This is a genomic window from Psychrobacter okhotskensis (assembly GCF_965638355.1).
Lineage (GTDB): Bacteria > Pseudomonadota > Gammaproteobacteria > Pseudomonadales > Moraxellaceae > Psychrobacter > Psychrobacter okhotskensis.
Genome location: NZ_OZ281822.1, coordinates 2,143,370 through 2,164,270, shown reverse-complemented (window position 1 = coordinate 2,164,270; position 20,901 = coordinate 2,143,370). Strand labels below are relative to the sequence as shown.

Annotated in this window: 15 protein-coding genes and 2 tRNA genes; 4 read left to right on the top strand and 13 right to left on the bottom strand. The window is 43.9% G+C overall.

Features of this window, described 5'->3' with window-relative positions:
• Positions 1 to 102 precede the first annotated feature (102 nt).
• The 13 genes from ACSUPM_RS09005 to ACSUPM_RS08945 form a co-directional block, all read right to left on the bottom strand.
• Positions 103 to 189, bottom strand: a tRNA-Leu gene (locus ACSUPM_RS09005).
• Between the two features lie 124 nt (positions 190 to 313).
• A tRNA-Cys gene (locus tag ACSUPM_RS09000) sits at positions 314 to 387 on the bottom strand.
• A 192-nt stretch (positions 388 to 579) separates the two neighbouring features.
• Positions 580 to 714 (bottom strand): putative transporter small subunit, encoded by a 135-nt coding sequence (locus ACSUPM_RS08995; RefSeq protein WP_217271599.1) that lies wholly within the window; start codon positions 712 to 714, stop codon positions 580 to 582.
• A gap of 87 nt (positions 715 to 801) precedes the next feature.
• Complete coding sequence (locus ACSUPM_RS08990) at positions 802 to 2,451, bottom strand: sodium:solute symporter family protein (protein ID WP_198015420.1); 1,650 nt, start codon at positions 2,449 to 2,451, stop codon at positions 802 to 804.
• 818 nt (positions 2,452 to 3,269) lie between these two features.
• Positions 3,270 to 4,370 (bottom strand): formate dehydrogenase accessory sulfurtransferase FdhD, encoded by a 1,101-nt coding sequence (locus ACSUPM_RS08985; protein ID WP_201576389.1) that lies wholly within the window; start codon positions 4,368 to 4,370, stop codon positions 3,270 to 3,272.
• 62 nt (positions 4,371 to 4,432) lie between these two features.
• Positions 4,433 to 6,775, bottom strand: coding sequence for an FdhF/YdeP family oxidoreductase (locus tag ACSUPM_RS08980; RefSeq protein ID WP_201576392.1), 2,343 nt, complete (start codon positions 6,773 to 6,775; stop codon positions 4,433 to 4,435).
• Between the two features lie 458 nt (positions 6,776 to 7,233).
• Entirely contained in the window at positions 7,234 to 8,028 is a 795-nt protein-coding gene (locus ACSUPM_RS08975) for an ABC transporter ATP-binding protein (protein WP_025651418.1), read from the bottom strand.
• A 61-nt stretch (positions 8,029 to 8,089) separates the two neighbouring features.
• Positions 8,090 to 8,992, bottom strand: coding sequence for an ABC transporter permease (locus tag ACSUPM_RS08970; RefSeq protein ID WP_025651417.1), 903 nt, complete (start codon positions 8,990 to 8,992; stop codon positions 8,090 to 8,092).
• A 494-nt stretch (positions 8,993 to 9,486) separates the two neighbouring features.
• Positions 9,487 to 10,524 carry an ABC transporter substrate-binding protein gene (locus tag ACSUPM_RS08965; RefSeq protein WP_173240394.1) on the bottom strand — a complete coding sequence of 346 codons (1,038 nt, stop codon included), beginning with the start codon at positions 10,522 to 10,524 and terminating at the stop codon, positions 9,487 to 9,489.
• 87 nt (positions 10,525 to 10,611) lie between these two features.
• Positions 10,612 to 11,661 (bottom strand): ABC transporter substrate-binding protein, encoded by a 1,050-nt coding sequence (locus ACSUPM_RS08960; protein WP_436879860.1) that lies wholly within the window; start codon positions 11,659 to 11,661, stop codon positions 10,612 to 10,614.
• A gap of 479 nt (positions 11,662 to 12,140) precedes the next feature.
• Positions 12,141 to 12,425, bottom strand: a complete 285-nt coding sequence (locus ACSUPM_RS08955) for a hypothetical protein (protein WP_436879859.1) — start codon at positions 12,423 to 12,425, stop codon at positions 12,141 to 12,143.
• 37 nt (positions 12,426 to 12,462) lie between these two features.
• The gene (metG, locus tag ACSUPM_RS08950; protein WP_436879858.1) at positions 12,463 to 14,568 is read right to left on the bottom strand and encodes a methionine--tRNA ligase; all 2,106 of its coding nucleotides are present in this window, start codon (positions 14,566 to 14,568) and stop codon (positions 12,463 to 12,465) included.
• A 388-nt stretch (positions 14,569 to 14,956) separates the two neighbouring features.
• On the bottom strand, positions 14,957 to 16,372 hold the full coding sequence (locus ACSUPM_RS08945) for a GntP family permease (protein ID WP_350588287.1): 1,416 nt from the start codon (positions 16,370 to 16,372) through the stop codon (positions 14,957 to 14,959).
• Between the two features lie 346 nt (positions 16,373 to 16,718).
• Here ACSUPM_RS08945 and ACSUPM_RS08940 point away from each other — a divergent pair, with 346 nt between their 5' ends.
• The 4 genes from ACSUPM_RS08940 to mgtE all read left to right on the top strand — a co-directional run bounded on the left by ACSUPM_RS08940 (position 16,719) and on the right by mgtE (position 20,863).
• Positions 16,719 to 17,432: a CoA transferase subunit A gene (locus tag ACSUPM_RS08940; protein ID WP_201576410.1), complete on the top strand. Its 714-nt coding sequence runs from the start codon at positions 16,719 to 16,721 to the stop codon at positions 17,430 to 17,432.
• A gap of 177 nt (positions 17,433 to 17,609) precedes the next feature.
• Complete coding sequence (locus ACSUPM_RS08935) at positions 17,610 to 18,239, top strand: CoA transferase subunit B (RefSeq protein ID WP_201576412.1); 630 nt, start codon at positions 17,610 to 17,612, stop codon at positions 18,237 to 18,239.
• 127 nt (positions 18,240 to 18,366) lie between these two features.
• The gene (locus tag ACSUPM_RS08930) at positions 18,367 to 19,167 is read left to right on the top strand and encodes a 3-hydroxybutyrate dehydrogenase (protein WP_201566531.1); all 801 of its coding nucleotides are present in this window, start codon (positions 18,367 to 18,369) and stop codon (positions 19,165 to 19,167) included.
• A gap of 343 nt (positions 19,168 to 19,510) precedes the next feature.
• Complete coding sequence (gene mgtE, locus ACSUPM_RS08925) at positions 19,511 to 20,863, top strand: magnesium transporter (RefSeq protein WP_436880327.1); 1,353 nt, start codon at positions 19,511 to 19,513, stop codon at positions 20,861 to 20,863.
• Positions 20,864 to 20,901: the final 38 nt, after the last annotated feature.

Genomic DNA, 20,901 nt, shown 5'->3' with positions numbered 1-20,901 from the left:
GGATTAGGATAGATTCATAGGACAGTATAGAACGCCAGATACAACAAAGCCCCTGATATCAGGGGCTTTAGCTGTTCTATAAGATAGTATAGGACTATGTAATGGTACCCGGAGCCGGACTTGAACCGGCACGCTATTGCTAGCGAGGGATTTTAAATCCCTTGTGTCTACCAATTTCACCACCCGGGCAAAAATTGTTTTATCTTTAACATAAGCTAGCTGATAGACCGTCTAGTTACTAGATAAGTGCTCGCTATTATAAGCGGTTATGCTAATAATGCAAGCCAAAATTAACGTAAAGTTAATAAATAATTGGAGGCTGGAGTCGGAATCGAACCGGCGTTAACGGAGTTGCAGTCCGCTGCATGACCACTCTGCCATCCAGCCAATCAAGGTGGCCTATATTAGCAAAAATATAATAAATTACAAGTCATTTTTTTGATAAACGCTCGTTATTTATTAGATTAAGAGTATTTAAGCATTATTCATGTTTATTTGAACCATTTAATCAAGCATATGCGCGCCTCGACAAGCTATTGCTTAGCGAGGTGTGTATAAAAAATAATACAGTCTAAGCTGTTAAATAATGTCTTTATTATTACGTTGGGCTTTTTTGATGTCGCGATAGGTGGCGGTGCAAATCAATACCAGCACCCCCAAGGTAATCGCTGGCCAGACTAAAATATATAATCCGTAGATAAGCGTGCTATCCATGTTGTCTCCTTATAGTATTCATTGATAGGTAACACTTAGCAAGTGACTTGCTAGGTGTTACCAGATATCCGTCAGGGCTACTGTTATTTAGCTCTTTGTTATGGGTGCTACTTTGGGCTTTTTATCGTAGTCACCAACACGTTGTTTGATCAGATCAAAGTCGAAATGTTCATCACCCATGAGACTGACGACCACACAAACGATAGTACTGGCACCGTAAGCGGTCAGTGAAGCGAGTAGGATCATGTACTGGCGTAAGAATCCAGTCGCAAACATTAACATCAGCACCAAGGTAATAGCAGCCGCGCCCATGCCAATCTTACGACCTAAGAAACCAAATACCATCAGACCGATGACCACCGCGCCACCGACACTGGCTAAGATTTCAAAGAATAGGGCGGTGATGCCAACAATAGGTATCAACTCAAAACGCGCTACACAGAATAATAAAAGTCCGACAATCACTGCTGAGGTAAAGGCGACGTTGGTCACACGATTCCAGAATACACTGGCGATGACAGGGAAAACAATTGCACCCCATAAGGCACCAACAAATACCAGCATCACTAGAATATCAAGCTTGAAGCTGGCAAAGATGAGTCCCGCTGCCGTCGCGACAATCATCGTGCCACGACCGACGAGCATCATGGTTTTTGGCTTGATGCCACCTTTTTTGGCGATATTTTTGGCGTAGACATCGGCCATCATAATGGTTGATAGCGCAGACAAATCTGAGTCAGCCGTTGAAGATAATGAACCAATGACCAAAATAAAGAATAAGGCAATAAAGACCGGATGCAGGTACATACTGACCATTTGTGGAATCAAGTTGTTCATATTGCCATCAAGTGGTTCGATGCCAATGGTCAAAGCCATTAAGCCAATCATACCAAGCCCAATGACGATACCGGCATAACCGACTGTGGCGGTAACAAATGTCGCCTTAATTTTAGTTTTATCAATGGCAAATAAGCGCTGGGTAATGGTTTGATTACCGATAGCATAGGCCAATACTGCGACAAAATAGGGTGCACCTTGCTGAAAAAAGGCTTCAGAGGAAAAGAAATCCTGCTGCTCTAAGGTCAAATTCGATAGTCCGCTGACCATCACTGCAGGACCACCCATGGAGAATAGTACCGCTGGAATGATGATGACACCAATGGCCATCAAAGCGACCAATTGGGCAAAATCAGTAAAGACTGAAGCACGAAACCCTGAGGTTAAGGTATAGCTCAATACCCCGACACCCGCGATAATTACCCCTGTTTGGAATGATAATGGTGACAATACTGACACCAATGCCCCAGCAGCGGTAAAGTTGACCATCAAGCTAATTAAGCTGCCCATAAGGTTGGATATGGCTAAAATTAATTGGCTTGATGAGCCGTGGCGGGCGTGGATAAGCTCACCTAAAGTGTGACCGTTGGGAGCAAGCTCACGAAAGCGCATCCCAAAAGGGTAGATGAACAAAATCATCAGCGCGCCCCAAAAGCCGTAATGTATCGGCCCTGATACGCCGTATTTATAGCCAGAGGTGGCAGCGGCATAAAAGGAAGCGGCCCAAATCCAGGTGGCGGTCATACTTGCCGCGCCCATACCGAAGCCAACACCGTGACCTGCAACCATAAAACCAGTGGTAGATTCTTTGTCTTTTTTGATTAATAAAGATAAGAGATAGGTACCGCCGTAAAACGCGACCAATAATAAAATAATGGTGAGCGCCGAAAATTGGAACAATGACTCAGTTTTCAAATTCATACCTCGCAATTGTTTTAAATGAGTAAAAGTTAAGCGGTATTGATTACCCCTTAACGGTTAGAAATAGATTTGTGCCTACTGCAGTAGGTGTTATGACAATAGAACTTATAAAGCACATTAATAGAGCGCATACGATTCGCGCATATCAATAGCGATGACACAAATTGTCATGACAAATTAATAATAAAGTGAGGTGCAGCTGACTATGGTAGTGGGGGTTGTTGACCACACTAGTAATAAATAAAACAATAGCGGCAACTCTCAATATGCGTCTGTTAATGGCTTAGCCATTACGCTGTCAAGTATGCATACTCGATAGTAGCTGGATGCTAAAACAGACTCATATACCATGTCCGCTTAGCAAGATACAGATAAGCACGAGACCATAATATCTTGGCCTGAGCTAAATTTAGACAGCTTTATCAGCTGAAATAAGCAACGTTTTGGATAGCGTTTTATCCAATCATCGCATGTGACGCATTGTCCGTGTTCATCATCTCAAATAAAGTTATTCGTTATAATCAACGAAAATTACTTACTATTGATAAATAAAACTACAGCCATGTTAAATGTATGTAACATGTTCGTGCACTAAGAGTAACCTATTATTTACGTAATCTCAAATTTATCCATAGATAGACAGGCATTAGCCATCACTAAACGCTCATGCTCATAGAGGGAGAGAGAGGGCAAACAACTGATTTTAATGAAATATATAAGATAGGGTCGTGCTAAGGAAGAGATGAAATTAATAGGATGAAGTTTGTTAAATTGGGAGGATAGAGAACCGCCATGTTTTAAAAACCAGAGTAATAAGTCACTCTATTATCACGTAAAAATCCTGCCAACCCCAAGCCATAGCGCTCTGCGACACACACGGCAGTGCTAGTGGGTGCAGACATACCGACCAACCAAGGTATTTGGCTACGAATGGATTTTTGTACCAGCTCGATCGATAGGCGCGAGGTCATCACTACACAGTCGACATCTACTTTGTGTCGTAGTTGCCAGCCAATGAGCTTGTCGAGGGCATTGTGACGGCCGACATCTTCAAAGAGATGTAAGTGTTGCCCTTGCATGGTTGCCGCCGCATGGACAGCGCCTGTTAGTTGATGGGTATGTTGGGTGGCATCTACTTGTGCGCGTATTTGCAATAGGTAGTCAAAACTTGGCATCGCAGCTTTGTTTCTAACACTATTTTCGGGTTGATTTTGACTTTTATCATGAAATCCACTTGCCAGATTAGTTTCTAAGTCACTCTTTAAGTCTCTTTCTAAGTCTCTTTCTAAGTCTCTTTGAAAATGCTCTTGTGAATGGTTATTTGATTTATAGCCACTTAGGTCAGGCAACGCTTGGGTCAAACCTGTGATACCGCACATACCGCACCCTGTACGCCCTGCCAGCTGCCGCCGTTGGGCTTGGATGCGCTGATGACTGCGCTGATTTAAAGTCAATTCCACCACATAAATATCGTAATCCTGCAGCTGTGCTAAGGTTTGCTCAAAGGAACCAGCCGTATCATTTTCATCCATTGAGTCTTGAGTAAATCTTTGATAGCTTGCCATATCTGTCAGCTGGGTCACTTCCCAGTCTAATAAGTCATGGCTGTGTTGAATCAAACCTTCGCTGAACAAAAAGCCTATCGCTAGATATTCTAGCTGATAAGGGCTTGCCATCAATACTGCATAATGAATGCCGTTAATGATAATAGAAATCGCTGCTTCTACGACCAAATTTGCTGATTGATCTTCAATATACGCTTGCTGGCTACCACCTGATTCTGTAGGTGCATAGTAATATTTTTGTACCAAATGCGCGCGCGATAGTGGTGTCACAGTAGATTCTGCCGTCGCTTCAGACATATCGATGGCTGAAGCTTGAGTGTTTAATTTAGTCATTATAAGTGCTGACAGTCTTTTATCATTGTTGACATAACTCACCTTTCATCTTGCAAACTATCTTAGGCAGAAGCTGCCAACTCGCCTGCATTGACGCGCTCTAAGGCCACGGTAACAGACTTGTAGGCAGGGATATGAGAGTCTGGCGCATGCGTGTCCAAATCAAACAAGTCATTACATTCAGGATAGTAGGTAGCCACAGCGTTGGCGGCGATATCCATGTCGGTAAGTATCAAAGGTCCCAATGTGCGTTGCTCACCATGGCTGTCTTGACGCGACACCACAACATGATCGCCTTTTTGCCAACCCAATCGTGTCATTTCATCCGGATGCATAAACAAAACATCGCGGCGATTGGTCTGACGATAACGGTCTTGATAGCCAAATATCATGGTGTTAAATTGATCATGGCTCCGTACACTAGTCAACTGCCAGATCTTCTGCTCCGAGTGTTGACTGTCATCAGTATTTTGCGCATTTTGGGCATCAATTTTAGAGGTGGACGTTTTCTCTGCCATTTGGCTTGCGACATGAGTAATCGGGTATTTTGGTACTTCAAACTGCGCTTTGCCGCTATCGGTGTTCCACACGCGATGACGAGCCGCATGATATAAATGAAAGCCGCGCTCAGCCTCACGGATACGCACGTTGAAGTTCTCAAAGCCATCGATAGCTTGGGCGATATAATCACGAATCAAATCGAAGTCTTCTGCCATCGCTTGCCAAGGAATGGCTGAGTCAGAGCCAAACATCTGGGTTGCAATATCGGCGACTATCTGTGCTTCAGATTTTAGCGTATCGCTGATGGGCTTGAGGCTACCTTGAGTGGGTACTATCTGACACATTGAATCTTCAATTGTGGCAAACTGCTCACCTTTAGCCGTGATTAAGTGTTCGGTACGACCGACACAAGGTAGAATGAGGTTATTTTCACCCGGATACAGCATGGTTTCGTTTAGCTTGGTGCCAACAAAGACGTTAAGCTTATTTTTGGTCAATGCTCGTTGGATGTTATTTGAGTCAGGCGCTGCAACCGAGTAGTTGCCACCCATACTAAAGAAAGCCTTAATATCACCTTGTATCATCGCTTTTGCCCCTGCAACGACATCAAGACCGTTGTCTTGTGGCATTGGGTGCTCGAACACACGTTCTAGGCTATCAAGTAAGCTTTGCTTGGGACGCTCATGAATACCCATGGTGCGATCGCCTTGCACATTGGAGTGACCCCGCACAGGTGACGCACCCGCACCGTCAATACCTATCATACCCATCAACAGTAGCAAATTGGTAATCATAGCGACATTGTCATCGCCCTGCACATGCTGGGTTATGCCCATACCCCAAGTGCAAATAGTCGCTGGACTGGCGGCCACCAGCTTAGCAAGATTAATAATTTCTGCTTGAGAAATACCGCAACCAAGCTGAATATCTGCCCATGATTGTTCGGTCAACCACTGTTTCAATGGCTCAAAACCAGAGGTATGGGTTGTAATAAAGTCAGTATTAATTTTATCATTCTCAATCAGCCATTTAGCCAAACCCGTCAGTAGAGCCGCATCACCACCGATTTGAATTTGAACGACCTCATCGACCATGTCATCACTCTGTCCTGCCGCCATATGAGTTGGTTTTTGCGGGTTTCTAAACTTACTTAAGCCTTGTTCACGCATAGGATTTATCGAGATGATTCGACATCCTTGCTCGTGAGAGTGGGCAAGCATCTCAAGCATACGGGGATGGTTGGTTGCCGGGTTTTGTCCAAACATCAATATCAATTTGGCTAGCTCAAAATCCTCTAGTTTCACCGTCGCTTTACCGATGCCTAATTGCTTGCCAAGCATGACCGAGGTTGGTTCGTGACACATGTTAGAGCAGTCTGGTAGGTTGTTAGTACCAAAACAGCGGACGAATAACTGAAACATAAAGGCAGGCTCGTTAGTGACGCGACCTGAGGTATAGAACAGTGCTTCGTCAGGTGAATTAAGCTGTTCCAACTGCTCAGCGACATGCTCATAAGCGGCTTGCCAAGAGATGGGTAGATAATGATCTTGCGTGGCATCGTAGTATAGCGGTTCGGATAATCGACCGATATGTTCTAACTCATACCCTGACCAACCTTGTAGCTCTGTGACCGAGTGCTTGGCAAAAAACTGTGCATCTGCACGGGTAGACATGGTTTCACTTGCCAGCACCTTGATGCCTGTCTCACAGACATCTAGCGCTTTGTGTGACTTGTGATCTGGCCATGCGCAGCCTGGACAATCAAAGCCACCCTTGGGTTGATTGCTGTTTAATACGCTCAAGCTACCACGCAAAAAAGCCTTATAATCCATGAGTTTGCGAGTAGAGGCAATCAGAGCAGGCCAACCAGCAGCAGGATGAGTATAAACAGGGATTTTGCGCATGGCAGACCTCATAGATAAATAGCGATAAGAATAATAAGTAGGTTTTGATATAGGTATTGATATAGCAACTATATAATGACTGACCAAAACTTGGTAGGATCATTAACTATTGATAACAAAAAACGCCTGCTATTAAACAGGCGTTTTTATATTTAGCTCCAAAGTATCTGCTAGGGTCTGTTGAACATTCAAATATTAGGACTGCTGATCCCTAAAGTTGCCCCAAACCTTTTATCAAATCAGGCGTAAACCGACGATAATGTCGAGACCTTAGCTAGGTTTACAACAACGTTTGGGGTGATTTTAGTATCAGCCTTTCAGGGCAGGGCTATTTTTTGCCAATACATGGCGAAATTATCTAACCTAGAATGACTAGGCGTCAAGAGTTTCACTGCGTATTGTCTAAAAAATAGCCACTGCCAGTGCCACATTTGAATGTTCAACAGACCCTAAATTATTTAACTCAATATTAAGCTATCATCTTCAACTTTTTCGCCGCGTGTTTGCTCAAACATATCAAGTAAATCATGCACTGTCATATCTTTACGAATATCACCAGCGACATCTAGTACGACTTGCCCTTGGTGCAGCATGACGGTACGTGTGCCATGTGCCAATGCTTGCTGCATTGAGTGGGTGACCATCATGGTTGTGAGCTTATTGTCAGTCACAATCTTATCCGTTAACTCTAAAACAAAAGCAGCGGTTTTAGGGTCAAGGGCAGCAGTATGCTCATCTAGCAATAAAATCTTAGAAGGCTGTAAAGAGGCCATAAGCAGACTGACTGCTTGGCGCTGACCACCGGATAGTAGACCCATACGGTCGGTTAGACGGTTCTCTAAGCCCAATTTTAAAACAGCAAGTTTTTCGCGAAACAAATCACGGTTATTCTGATTTAGCGCAAAGCTCAGACCGCGTTTGCCACCACGTTTATAGGCCAATGCCATGTTTTCTTCAATGGTCAGAGCTTCACAAGTTCCAGCCATTGGGTCTTGAAAGACACGCGCGACCCAATGAGCGCGTTGATGGGCAGTTTTCTTAGTGACATCAATACCATTTAATAAAATTGACCCACTATCGACGCGCGTGGTGCCGCTTACAGCGTTCAAAAATGTCGATTTACCAGCACCATTGGTACCAATGACGGTCACAAATTCACCATCAGCGATGTTTAGATTAATACCACGCAGGGCAGGGTTTTCGATAGGCGTGCCCGGGTTAAAGGTCAACCGTAAATCAGTGGCTTGCATCATAATCGTTATTCCTTATTGTCTCTTCAAGCTTAATACGGTTATTTACCGTCTGTATTGGCTGTCATTGAACGCGAACTTTGCGCGATAAAAACTTGGTTTTCGCTTTTGGTAATACCAAAGCCAATACCACGAGTAGAGCGGTAATCAAGTTTAAATCTTGCGGGCCAAAACCAATACTACGCAGCGTGTCGCTCGATAGCGCGACCTGAATAAACAGCTTGTATAGTACCGCACCGACGATGACCGCAAAGGTAATGAGCCAGATACGTTTGGCAGGAATGATAGTCTCACCGATGATAACGGCTGCTAGACCAATGACAATAGTACCAATACCGATAGAGATATCTGCGCCACCTTGGGTCTGCACAAACAACGCCCCTGCAAGTGCAATTAGGCCGTTAGAGACGGCCATACCGATAATGGTCATCCAAGAGGTATTAATGCCTTGCGCTTGGGCCATACGGAGGTTTGAACCAGTTGCACGCATAGATAGGCCAGTTTCAGTGCTATAAAACCAATCTAAGAATAACTTGGCAAGCAGTATGACCACACCAATAATCAGACAGCGCATCCAATAGCCGTTGCCATCTGTCACTAAGGTACTAAATACCGTGGTTTCACCCAGTAGTGGCAAGTTCGGCGCACCCATGATGCGTAGGTTGACAGAATATAGAGCGACCATCACTAAGATACTGGCAAGTAGTTGCAGGATGCCAAGTTTGACGTGCAACCATGCAGTGACGATACCAGCGACTGAACCTGCTAGCATACCAAAAGCGCATGCCAACCATGGATTGACACCAGCGACGATAGAGATGCCCGCGACGGCACCGCCTAATGGAAAGCTACCATCAGCGGTCAAGTCAGGAAAGTCGAGGGTGCGGAATGAGATCAGCACACCAAGTGCCACTAGGCCATAAATCAGACCACTTTCAAGCGCACCAAAAAAAGCAATTAAAGACATAAGAGATCAATAAGTCATAACCAAGCGTTCAGCAATGCATGTTCTGATCATTAATTCATAAAATAAATAGCGTATAAACGCGCACTTATCTATAAATCTAACAGTCAGCTTTCGCTAAACGGCTAAGCGGTGAATTTAACAGATTAAGCAATCTGCGGTTAGGGTAAACCAAAACATATCACGATGAAAAACTATCATAAGCTACCTTGGTTCAAAGCTTTTATTCATAAATATTAGAGACTTAGATACTGCACAATGACTGTATAAGCAAACACGACCTTATAAGCAATGCCTTAAATAAAAAGCCATTAAGCAACAACCAGTCAAACCAGCACTGCTTAAACAAGAAGCCCAGCCTACTGACTCATAGCTGGGTTTCTTGTTTAAACATTTGGCATCATAGCCTGACGTTAAGCGATAAAATTTGATTATATTATATAGTCGAATTATCGTTTACCTAGCAGCTGCTAATAAAAGCCAAGTATAAAGGTGCGCTATTCTACCACTTCTTTTGCTTTATCGATAACTGCTTGTGGCAAAGTAACGCCTTGTTCTTTGGCATGATTTGGACTGACGTACAAATCAAGCATTTGCGGCGTATAGACAGGGATAGCGCCCGCTTTTTCACCATTTAGGATGCGCACCACGATTTTACCAGTTTCGCGGCCAAGATCGTAATAGTTTACGCCTAAGGCAGCAATCGCGCCGCGTTCAACCGAGCTGGTATCAGACGCAATCAGTGGGATTTTGCTTTCTTTAGCGACTTGATATAGTGACTCATAGGCCGATACGACATTGTTATCGGTTGAGGTATAGATCATATCGACCTTACCTTCGAGGCTACGAGCGGCCATGGCAATATCAGTACTACGCTGAGCAGGCGCTTCGAGGACATTGATACCTAGTGGTGTCAGTTTCTCTTTTAAGTTTTTTAAGATAATTGTTGAGTTAACTTCGCCCGGACTATAAACATAGCCGACGTTCTTTAAGCTAGGAATGATTTGACGCATCAATTCGATTTGTGGCTCATAAGGCAGTGCATCAGAGCCGCCAGTGACATTGGTACCAGAGCCATCTAGTTTTGTAACTAGTTTGGCTGCGATTGGGTCAGTGACTGCCGAAAATACTAAAGGAATGGTGCTAGTCGCCGCAGCTACTGACTGCGCTGATGGCGTACCAATCGCGATGATAACATCTGAATTGTCTGCGACGAATTGCTTGGCAATCTGTCCTGCAGTCGCTGTATTGCCTTGGGCGCTTTGGAAGTTCACCGTTAAGTTTTCACCGTCCTTAAAGCCGGCCTCATTAAGCTCATCGATGACGCCTTTGCGCACATCATCAAGTGCTGGATGCTCAACGATAGCAGTGATAGCCACCGTCTTCATTTCTGTGGCAGTATCGCCATTGGCAGCAGCATCAGTGCCGCTAGCATCTTGCGCTGGTTGATTACAGCCAGTCAAGATAGCGGTACAAACGCCGCCTAGTAGTAGCGCCTTACTAAAATTAAAACGTCCAAAATTTTGATACAACATAGGTCTCACTCCTGAAAATAATAATGTGTCCGTACATTATTTAATAATTAAAAATTAAGGGCAGCTGTCTATACAGATGGCTGACTGTTATTTGTCCGCACTCTGCGCTTTTTCGTCGACATTAATGGCATTTTTTAACAAGTCATCTGTCAAGCTCACCCCTTGCTCTGCCGCGTGTTTAGGGCTTGCGTACAAGGTTAAGGTATTCATCACTTCAGGCTTGATCGTATTGATCGCTTCGCCATTTAATACGCGATAGACCATTTTGCCCGTGGTACGGCCAAAGTCATAATCGTTGACACCTAGCGCCGCTGTCGCACCGCGTCTCACACTAAACTCGTCTGAGGCAATAACCGGAATATCAAGCTCATTGGCAGCACCAGCCATTGCTTCAAACCCTGACACAACGTTGTTATCTAATGAGGTATAAATGACATCGACGCGACCAGCAAGACTACGAGTCGCCATCGCAACGTCAGTTGGGCGATTGGCTGTCACATCTAAGATTTTCAGACCACGCGCTGGTGCGAGTTTTTTAAGCTGATTGAGCACCACTACAGAATTGATTTCACCTGGGCTATAGACGTAGCCAATGGTTTTTGCATTGGGTACAATCTTTAGAATGTTGTCTAACTGCGGCTCAATCGGTAACTCGCTTGATAGTCCTGTCACATTAGATTGGATAGGCACGTTGTTTTCATTAATGAGCTTCGCTGCGACAGGATCAGAGATAGCCGTATAAATAACCGGAACCGTTTTGGTTGAGGCCACAATTGATTGGGCAGAGGGCGTCGAGATTGCGACGATGGCATCGGGATTGTCTCCTGCAAACTGCTTGGCAATCTGTCCTGCTGTCGCTGTATTACCTTGGGCGCTTTGAAAGTTCACCGTTAGGTTTTGGCCTTCGACATAGCCATTATCAGCCAGCTCATCAATGATACCGCGGCGCATCTCATCTAATGAAGGATGCTCGACGATTTGCGTGATGGCCAGTGTCTTGGCGGGCTTATCCGTATCAGCGGCTGCACTCTCATTAGTAGAGGCAGTATCGGTGGGATTTGAGCAGCCAATTAGTCCAAGGGTGGCGCTGATAGCAGCACCATAGAGGCTTAAGCGTAAAGTAGAAGCAATAGTCATTATTATAGTAACTCATCGGTTATATCAATCATAAAAACCTCATCAACATTCTCAGATTCGTTAAAACTACTCGGGGTAGCGTTTGGATTCGTCTTCGCTGTGTTTGATTTTTACAGATAGTATTGGAAAATGCAGGTTAGCCGAGTCAATGCTATGTTGATGCCAAGATAGCAGGCTAACAATAAGGTAATCGTTCCGTCGATCATTATGTTCATATTATGACAGTAATGTAAGTTATCGCAATAAAAAATTAAAGCGTATTCGTCACCCGTATTATTCAGCCATATAAGGATGGTTTTACTGAGCAGCTTCTGCATCTTTATGCTAGGGTCTGTTGAGCATTCAAATATGGTACTGGTAATCGCTTGCACTTGGTTTGCTTGTATCGAAATTATTGCCATTCCACTATCTATATAAATGACATAAAAAAAGACGCTACTTAGGGCGTCTTTTTTTATGTTTAATCTATCGCTTAACTGTCAATCGAAGACCCGCCATAAACTACGAAATAGCCAGCCAATCACATAAAGAGGAATCTCTAGTATGTCGATAAAGTACAACCAATCCCAGATACTCGAAGGCTCTGAACGACGGTTACGCCGTGACTGTTTGACATCTGTGGTGATAATAAACAACAACGCGCTGATAACACCACTAGCAATGGCTATAAATAGTGCCGTTATATCTTCGGTAAAATACCAGTAAACCAGCAAGCCTACTGTTAAATAAAGGAGAATATCTGCTAACAGTCTCAGCAATACCACTATCATTCTCCAATATTTCGTGCATCAGCCATGTTAATTAAGCAAGCACATCACCAACGACGCAATCATCAGGCAAGGTAACGACTGTTAAGCCTGTCTTTGGATTGCCAGTCGATAACACCATGCCTTCTGAGAGTCCGAATTTCATCTTACGCGGCGCAAGATTGGTCACGCAAATGACCTTTTTATTCAGTAATTGCTCAGGCTCATAAAACTTACGGATACCGCTGAATACATTACGTGGCTTGTCTTCGCCAACGTCTAAGGTAAATTGTAGTAGCTTGTCCGCGCCTTCAACATGGTTACACTCTAAGACGTGCGCGACTTTCATCTCAACTTTGGCAAAGTCTTCGATACCGATATAGTCAGCCTGCTCATTATCACTACCAGTATTAGCCTCTTTCGCTGAGGGAGTGTTTTTCTTTGCTGACGTATTATCAGCATTAGCAACTGGAGTCGCAGTTTGAGCCAAAGATTCCTTTGACGCTTCAACCATCGCTGCGACGTCTTTTTCTTCGATACGCTGCATCAACGGTTTAAACTTATTGATTTTATGACCAAGCAACCATTGGTTACGGCTAGCAAAGCTTAGATCGTCAATGTTCAAAAACGCTTTAGCGTTGGCGGTTAGCTCAGGCAATACTGGCGCAAGATAAACCATTAATTGACGGAAGATATTAATCGCGACCGAGCAAACATCTTGAACTTCTTGCTCTGCGCCTTCGACCTTAGCAAGCGCCCATGGTTTTTTCTCATCGATATATTCATTGGCTTTATCAGCACATTGCATAATCAAACGCATGGCACGCGAGAACTCACGGTTTTCGTACGCGGCGGCAATTTCATCACCCGTTTTGGTGATGTCTTCTAATAAGTCTGACTCTACGCAAACCTCCGACAGCATACCGTCGTATTTTTTCACTAAGAATCCAGCACTACGACTGGCAATATTGACCACTTTACCAACTAGATCAGAGTTAACCTTTTGCATGAAATCTTCTAAATCAAGGTTGATATCCTCGACTTTATCAGACAATTTACTAGCAAAATAATAACGCAAGTACTCAGGATGTAAGTGATCAGCATACGTTTCGGCTTTAATGAAAGTACCGCGCGACTTACTCATTTTTTCGCCATTGACCATCAAGAAGCCATGGGCAAAGACGCCGGTCGGCGTACGCAGCTCGCTACCCGCTAGCATCGCTGGCCAAAATAGCGCATGGAAGTAAACGATGTCTTTACCGATGAAATGATAAACCTCGGTCTTATGCTCGTTTTCTTGCATCCAATAACGATCAAAATCTAATTCGTTTTCAGTACCTTTGCGCTTATCACACAAGTTTTGAAAGCTCGCCATGTAACCGACCGGTGCATCGAGCCAAACATAGAAGTACTTGTCTGGCTCATCGCTTGGGGTATCTGGAATTTGGAAACCGAAATAAGGTGCATCACGTGAGATATCCCAGCTGGTCAGGCCAGCGTCAAACCATTCTTGCAATTTATTAGCGACCGATGTTTGCAAGCGATTGTCACTGCGCGTCCAATCTTTTAAGAATTGCTCAAATTCTGGCAAATCAAAGAAGTAATGTTTAGAGGTTTTTAGAATGGGTGTGGCATCAGACAACGTCGAGTACGGATCTTTCAGATCTGTCGCATCATAAGTGGTACCGCACACTTCACAGTTATCGCCATATTGATCCAGCGCACCGCATTCAGGGCAAGTACCTTTGACAAAACGATCCGCTAAAAACAACTGCTTTTCAGGATCAAATAATTGCTCAACGTCTTTAGTACTGATATGTCCAGCACTACTAAGACGACGATAAATCAGCTCAGAAAAATGCTTGTTTTCTTCTGAATGGGTGGTGTGATAATTGTCGAAGTCAATCAAAAACTTAGCAAAGTCCGCTTCATGCGAAGCTTTAACCGAGGCGATTTGCTCTTCGGGTGTTACACCATTGGCTTCTGCTTTGAGCATGATAGCCGTACCGTGTGCATCATCCGCGCAGACATAAGTGACCTGATGGCCTTGCGCTTTCATCGCACGCGCCCAAATGTCGGTCTGAATATATTCTACAAGATGCCCCAAATGGATATAGCCATTGGCGTAGGGCAGCGCACTGGTTACTAGAATCTCACGCACTTTTGTCACCTATATTTTTATATAAACGGGTTGGTTATCAAACGTCTTGAGCGCTTTATGGCGAGCGGACGCGATATTGTCAATACTAAAGCTTTTAAAATTTCTAAAAAAGGAAAAACCAAAAAAGTGTGCCTATGATACCGTAATTCGGCCAAATTTGTGACATTCCTCAGTAATTAATACGTTAATCAATATAATCATTGGCTCTATTATGCCGATAGATTTCTATGCATTTATCAGGTGTCAATAACCTATTTTATTTAAAGAACATAGTCGTAAAGCGGCGATAAAAAACCCACCAAGCAATCTGCCAAGTGGGTTTTGAGTTTGCACATTAAAACTCATCGATATTCAAAGCTCAAGAAATTGCTTGAAGCTTAAACGGTTTCTAAAATGAGCCAAACATCGTCCCTAGAATAATAACCGCGACTACCGCAATTAATGGAATAATCATCGTGACCATCGCAAGATTCAAGTAGGATTGCTTATGGGTCAAGCCACAAATCGCGAGTAGGGTGATGACCGCACCACTATGAGGGAGCGTATCCAAACCACCCGCTGCCATGACAGCAACACGGTGCATCAGTTCTGGATCAATACCAGCGGCAACCGCCATTCTTAAATAATCTTCACCCAACGTCGATAGGGCAATACTCAAACCACCAGAAGATGAGCCAGTAATACCAGCAAGGGTGGTCATCGCGACCGCTTCTGAGATAAGTGGGTTATCAGGCGTTAGGTTTAAGATGCTGTCACGAATAATAAGAAAGCCTGCCAATGAAGCAATGACCGCGCCGTAACCCACTTCTGAGGCGGTGTTAAAGATGGGCAACATCGAATCATAAGTACCACGGTTGATGGTTTTTTGTAGATTATTCCAATGACCGATACGCATGACTATCAATACGATAATAGCCACTACCAATGAGATAATAATAGACCACAGCCCCAGCGAACCGGCGATATTTAAATCCGGGAACTGAGCTTGTAAGCCGCTAAAGTCTAGTGAAGGGAACACTGCATAAGTTAATAAAGCGTTTAAGGCGATAACCAATACCAGCGGAATCATCGCAACGGTAAATGAGGTGTGATGCGTATCTAGCACTTCGTTTTGTTTTTTTACTGCACCAACGCCGCCTACATCCTCTTCGTCATGCTGACCATAGCCTTCACCTGCTGCGTTGGCTTTTCTGGCCCGTGACTGTAACCATAACCAACCACAGATAAACATGATCGTACCGCCAATAATACCCAAAATAGGCGCAGCAAAGACGTTGGTATTATAATAAGGAATCGGAATGGCGTTCTGAATGGCTGGTGTGCCGGGTAATGCCGTCATGGTAAAGGTAAATGACCCTAAGGCAATCGCTGCTGGAATTAAGCGCTTAGGAATGTCCGCCGCCTTAAACAAGTCTTTGGCGATTGGATAGATAGCAAATGCTACGACAAATAAAGAGACGCCGCCGTAGGTTAAAATAGCGCAAACTAAGATAACGGCTAAAATAGCTTTGCTGGCCCCAAGCTTTTCTACCACGGTTTTGGCAATCGCTGTTGCTGCGCCAGAATCTGCCATCAAACGCCCAAACAGCGCGCCTAGTAAGAAGATAGGGAAAAACTTGAGTAAAAACCCACTCAATGCACCCATAAAGATATCGGTGTAGGCAGGGATACTACTTAAGAAATCACCAGATAGGAATACCGCCAATATCGCCATAATTGGTGCTAAAATCAGCACGGAATAACCGCGATACGCAAAGAACATCAATAGTAATAAAGTAATGACAATAGCAAAGGTACTAAACATGATCGCCCTCCTTGGCAAAATTAAGGCAGCGAGTATGTAGGGCATATTAATATCGGTCAATAAAATGAATCAAAATAGATATTATTTAATAATTTATCAAATATAAGTCTGTCTTAAGACGACATTGTCCTACCATCTATGCCGCTACTGCGCTGGCCTGTATGTTCTTGTTGTTATTCTCTTCTCGCTAAGAGAATAATATGTTAACTTAGCATAAGAATCTTATAGATGATATATCGATAGAAATTGTATTAATATAGATATTGAAATATTGAGTAAAGTAACCCATTCATAATCATTGATGATAGAAGTTAATAACAAAAAATAGACTTGCAAGGAGATAAGCATGAGTCATTCTAAAGTATATAGCAGTGCTGAAGAAGCACTAAAAGGTATCGTCAACGATGGACAAACCCTCGCTATTGGTGGTTTTGGTCTGTGCGGTATTCCTGAAGCATTAATCGAAGCATTACGTGATAGTGGGGTAAAGGATTTAACTTGTATCAGCAATAACGCTGGTGTCGACGGCTTTGGTTTAGGCTTGCTATTACAAACGCGCCAAATTAAAAAAATGATTTCATCCTATGTCGGTGAAAACAAAGAGTTTGAGCGTCAATACTTGGCAGGCGAGTTAGATGTTGAATTAACGCCGCAAGGTACTTTAGCGGAAAAACTACGTTCAGGCGGTGCTGGTATTCCTGCTTTCTATACCGCAACTGGCGTTGGCACACTGGTCGCTGAAGGCAAAGAAACCCGTGATTTCGATGGACGTACTTATGTGCTCGAACATTCATTACGTGCTGATGTGTCATTAATCAAAGCGCAAAAAGCAGATAAAGCAGGTAATTTAATATTCAATAAAACGGCTCGTAACTTCAATCCAGACTGTGCAATGGCAGGCAAAATCACCATTGTCGAAGTTGAAGAAATCGTAGAAACGGGCACACTTAACCCTGATGAGATTCATCTACCGGGTATTTTTGTACAGCGTATTGTATTAAATAGCAATCCTGAAAAGCGTATCGAAAAAACCACGACCAAAGCAGTCGAAGGCGCTTAGAAGCAGAGTTTGTCAAAACCTTTTAAAAGATGACATTAATAATAGAGTATTGTAATACTATTCCTAAAAATTTGAGTGGCAAGAAAAACGAGTGAAAGTGCTACATTTAGTAGACTAAGCGAATTTGACACCATTAATCATATTTGTTGGGGTGGTCATAAAAATAAGGAAATTACCATGGCATGGACAAGAGAACAGATGGCACAGCGGGCTGCACAAGAATTAGAAGATGGCTATTATGTCAATTTAGGTATCGGTCTACCAACGCTAGTCGCCAATTATATCCCTGAAGACGTGGATGTTTGGTTGCAGTCAGAAAATGGTCTATTAGGTATTGGCGAATTTCCAACGGCAGAAAACGTCGATGCAGATTTGATCAATGCGGGTAAGCAAACCGTGACCGCAGAGGCGGGTGCTAGTTATTTTGGTAGTTCAGAATCCTTTGCGATGATTCGCGGCGGGCATGTTAATCTGGCTATATTGGGCGCGATGGAAGTGTCAGAAAAAGGCGATTTGGCCAACTGGATGATTCCCAAAAAGATGGTCAAAGGCATGGGCGGTGCGATGGACTTAGTCGCAGGTGTACAACGCGTGATTGTATTGATGGAACAGGTCAATAAACACGGCGATCCAAAAATTCTTGCCAATTGTGAGCTACCATTGACAGGCAAAGGGGTGGTTGATCGTATTATCACCGAGCTTGCAGTATTAGATGTCACCGACAATGGTCTAAAACTGGTCGAGCTAGCAGAGGGTGTCACTTTTGAAGAACTACAAGAAAAAACGCCAGTGAGCATTATTCAATAGCATTGCTCAATAGTTTTGATGTTATAACGACTGTTTACTGCTTTATTTAATAGCCACTATATTCTAGTGGCTTATTTACTGGTTGACCTCATCACTTCCCATCACTACCTATTATTAAGGACAATATATGGCGACCCAATTACAACAGGATTTGACGGGCAAAGTGGCCTTGGTCACAGGTGCTGCCAGCGGTATCGGACGTGATATCGCTGAAACTTATGCCAAAGCAGGCGCAGCGGTAGGTATTGCAGATATCAATATTGAAATGGCTCAGAAAACCGTTGATGCTATTGAAGCGGCAGGTGGACGCGCACTTGCCATTGCCATGGATGTAACGTCTGAGGCTGCCGTAAATAATGGTGTACAAAAGCTAGTAGATACCTTTGGCGGTATTGATATCTTAGTCTCTAATGCCGGTATTCAGATCATTGATCCGATTAACAAAATGTCGTTTGATGACTGGAAAAAAATGCTCGCTATTCATTTGGATGGGGCATTTTTAACCACCAAAGCGGCTGTACAGCATATGTATAAAGAGGATAAAGGTGGCACCGTCATCTATATGGGTTCTGTGCACTCGCATGAGGCATCAATGTTTAAGGCACCTTACGTCACTGCCAAGCATGGTCTACTTGGGCTGTGTCGTGTATTAGCAAAAGAAGGCGCTGAGCATAATGTACGGTCGCATGTGATTTGCCCAGGGTTTGTCAAAACGCCGTTGGTCGAAAAGCAAATTCCGCAACAAGCGGCTGAAAAGGGCATCAGCGAAGAATCTGTAGTCAATGATATTATGCTGGTGAATACGGTAGATAAAGAATTCACGACGGTAGACGATATTGCCCAATTGGCGCTATTTTTGGCAGCCTTCCCAAGCAATGTATTCACTGGTCAATCTATCGTTGCCAGTCATGGTTGGTTTATGAACTAGGACGTGTCCTCAATTCCAGCGATTGTATCTAAATGGGCTAAAAATGGCTAAATTTTGCCAAACATCGTCAAATAGCTGATTAATATCCCGATATTATTTCCGCTATTTTCCTCACTTGACTGCAATTTATCTCATTTTTATGAGCATTTTTAAAATGAGAACACGCCTTAGCTGAATGACGGATTAATAGGTTTGTTCGGGCGCTTTGATTGGTTTAAGAATCATTGGCTTGCTAATAAAAGCCCATTGCCTTAGCATCTTGTTTATATTAATTGGAGCCAATTAGATTGGCTCTTTTTTGTGAGTATTTGCTGCACCGTTTTGGGTTGCACGGAGTAACATGATGAATAATAAAGACCTTGCAGAGACTTTTGCAACCAAACTAAGCCGTGCCATCGAGCAGCAGCAATTCGAGCAAGCGATTAATCAAGTGCAAGAGTTGCGCCCCATTGATATCGCGGATGTGCTTACGCTCATGGCATCTAAACTTGCTTGGCAGCTGCTAGAACGTTTGCCCAATCGTTCTACGGTATTTGCTTATTTAGAGCCTAATATTCAAGTCGCTATGGCGCATGAGTTTCCTCGCGAAAGTATGGCAATACTAGTGGGCGAGATGCCCGCAGATGAACGCACTGATTTATACAAACATCTAAATCAGGATCAGCGTGATGCCTTATTGCCAGCATTAGCACAGGCGCAGCGTGAAGATATTCGCAGGCTTTCTGCCTATGAAGAACGTACTGCTGGGGCGTTGATGACATCTGACTATGCAACGTTAGCGGCGCATATGACCGTCACTGAAGCATTAGCGGCGCTACGATTAGAAGCACCTGATGCCGAGACCATTTATCATACTTATGTAATTGATGATGAGCGTAAGTTGTCAGGGGTAGTGTCATTACGAGCATTAATACTAGCCGCTCCTGAACAATTAATTAATGACATTATGCTGAGCACTGTGGTCTCTTGCAATGTCAATGACGATCAAGAAGATGTCGCCAAAGTTGTGGCTCGTTATGACTTGATTGCCCTGCCTATTACCGATGATAGGGGTGCTTTGGTCGGTATCGTTACCCACGATGATGCGATGGATGTGGCGAGTGATGAGGCAACCGATGACTTTCACAAGTCAGGTGGTGTCACGACGATGGTTGGCAGGCTTAAAGATGTCAGCATTAGCGTGCTATATCGTAAGCGCGTATTCTGGCTAGTGTTTTTGGTATTTGGAAACTTGCTCTCTGGCTTTAGTATTGCTAACTTTGAGGAGGTAATTGCAGCCAACCTCGTGCTGGTATTTTTCTTACCGTTATTGGTAGATAGTGGCGGTAATGCGGGCTCTCAGTCTGCTACGTTGATGGTGCGTGCGCTAGCGACAGGCGATGTCGTCATGCGTGACTGGCTCTCTCTATTAGGACGAGAAGCCATCGTCGCCCTGATGCTGGGTGCGACAATGGCCGTCGCTATCTCTCTCATTGGTTATGTGCGCGGCGATGCTATTGTGTCACTGGTGCTCGCGCTTAGTATGATGTCCGTAGTCATGATTGGCTGCGTGATTGGCATGAGCTTGCCTTTTGTACTGAACAAAATAGGACTTGACCCTGCCACTGCCAGTGCACCACTGATTACCTCGGTGTGTGATGCCTCAGGCGTGCTGATTTATCTGTTTATTGCTTCGCAGTTTTTGTCCATAGGATAGCGTACGGTAAGCGGTAGCAATAGCGCAAATAGTAACAC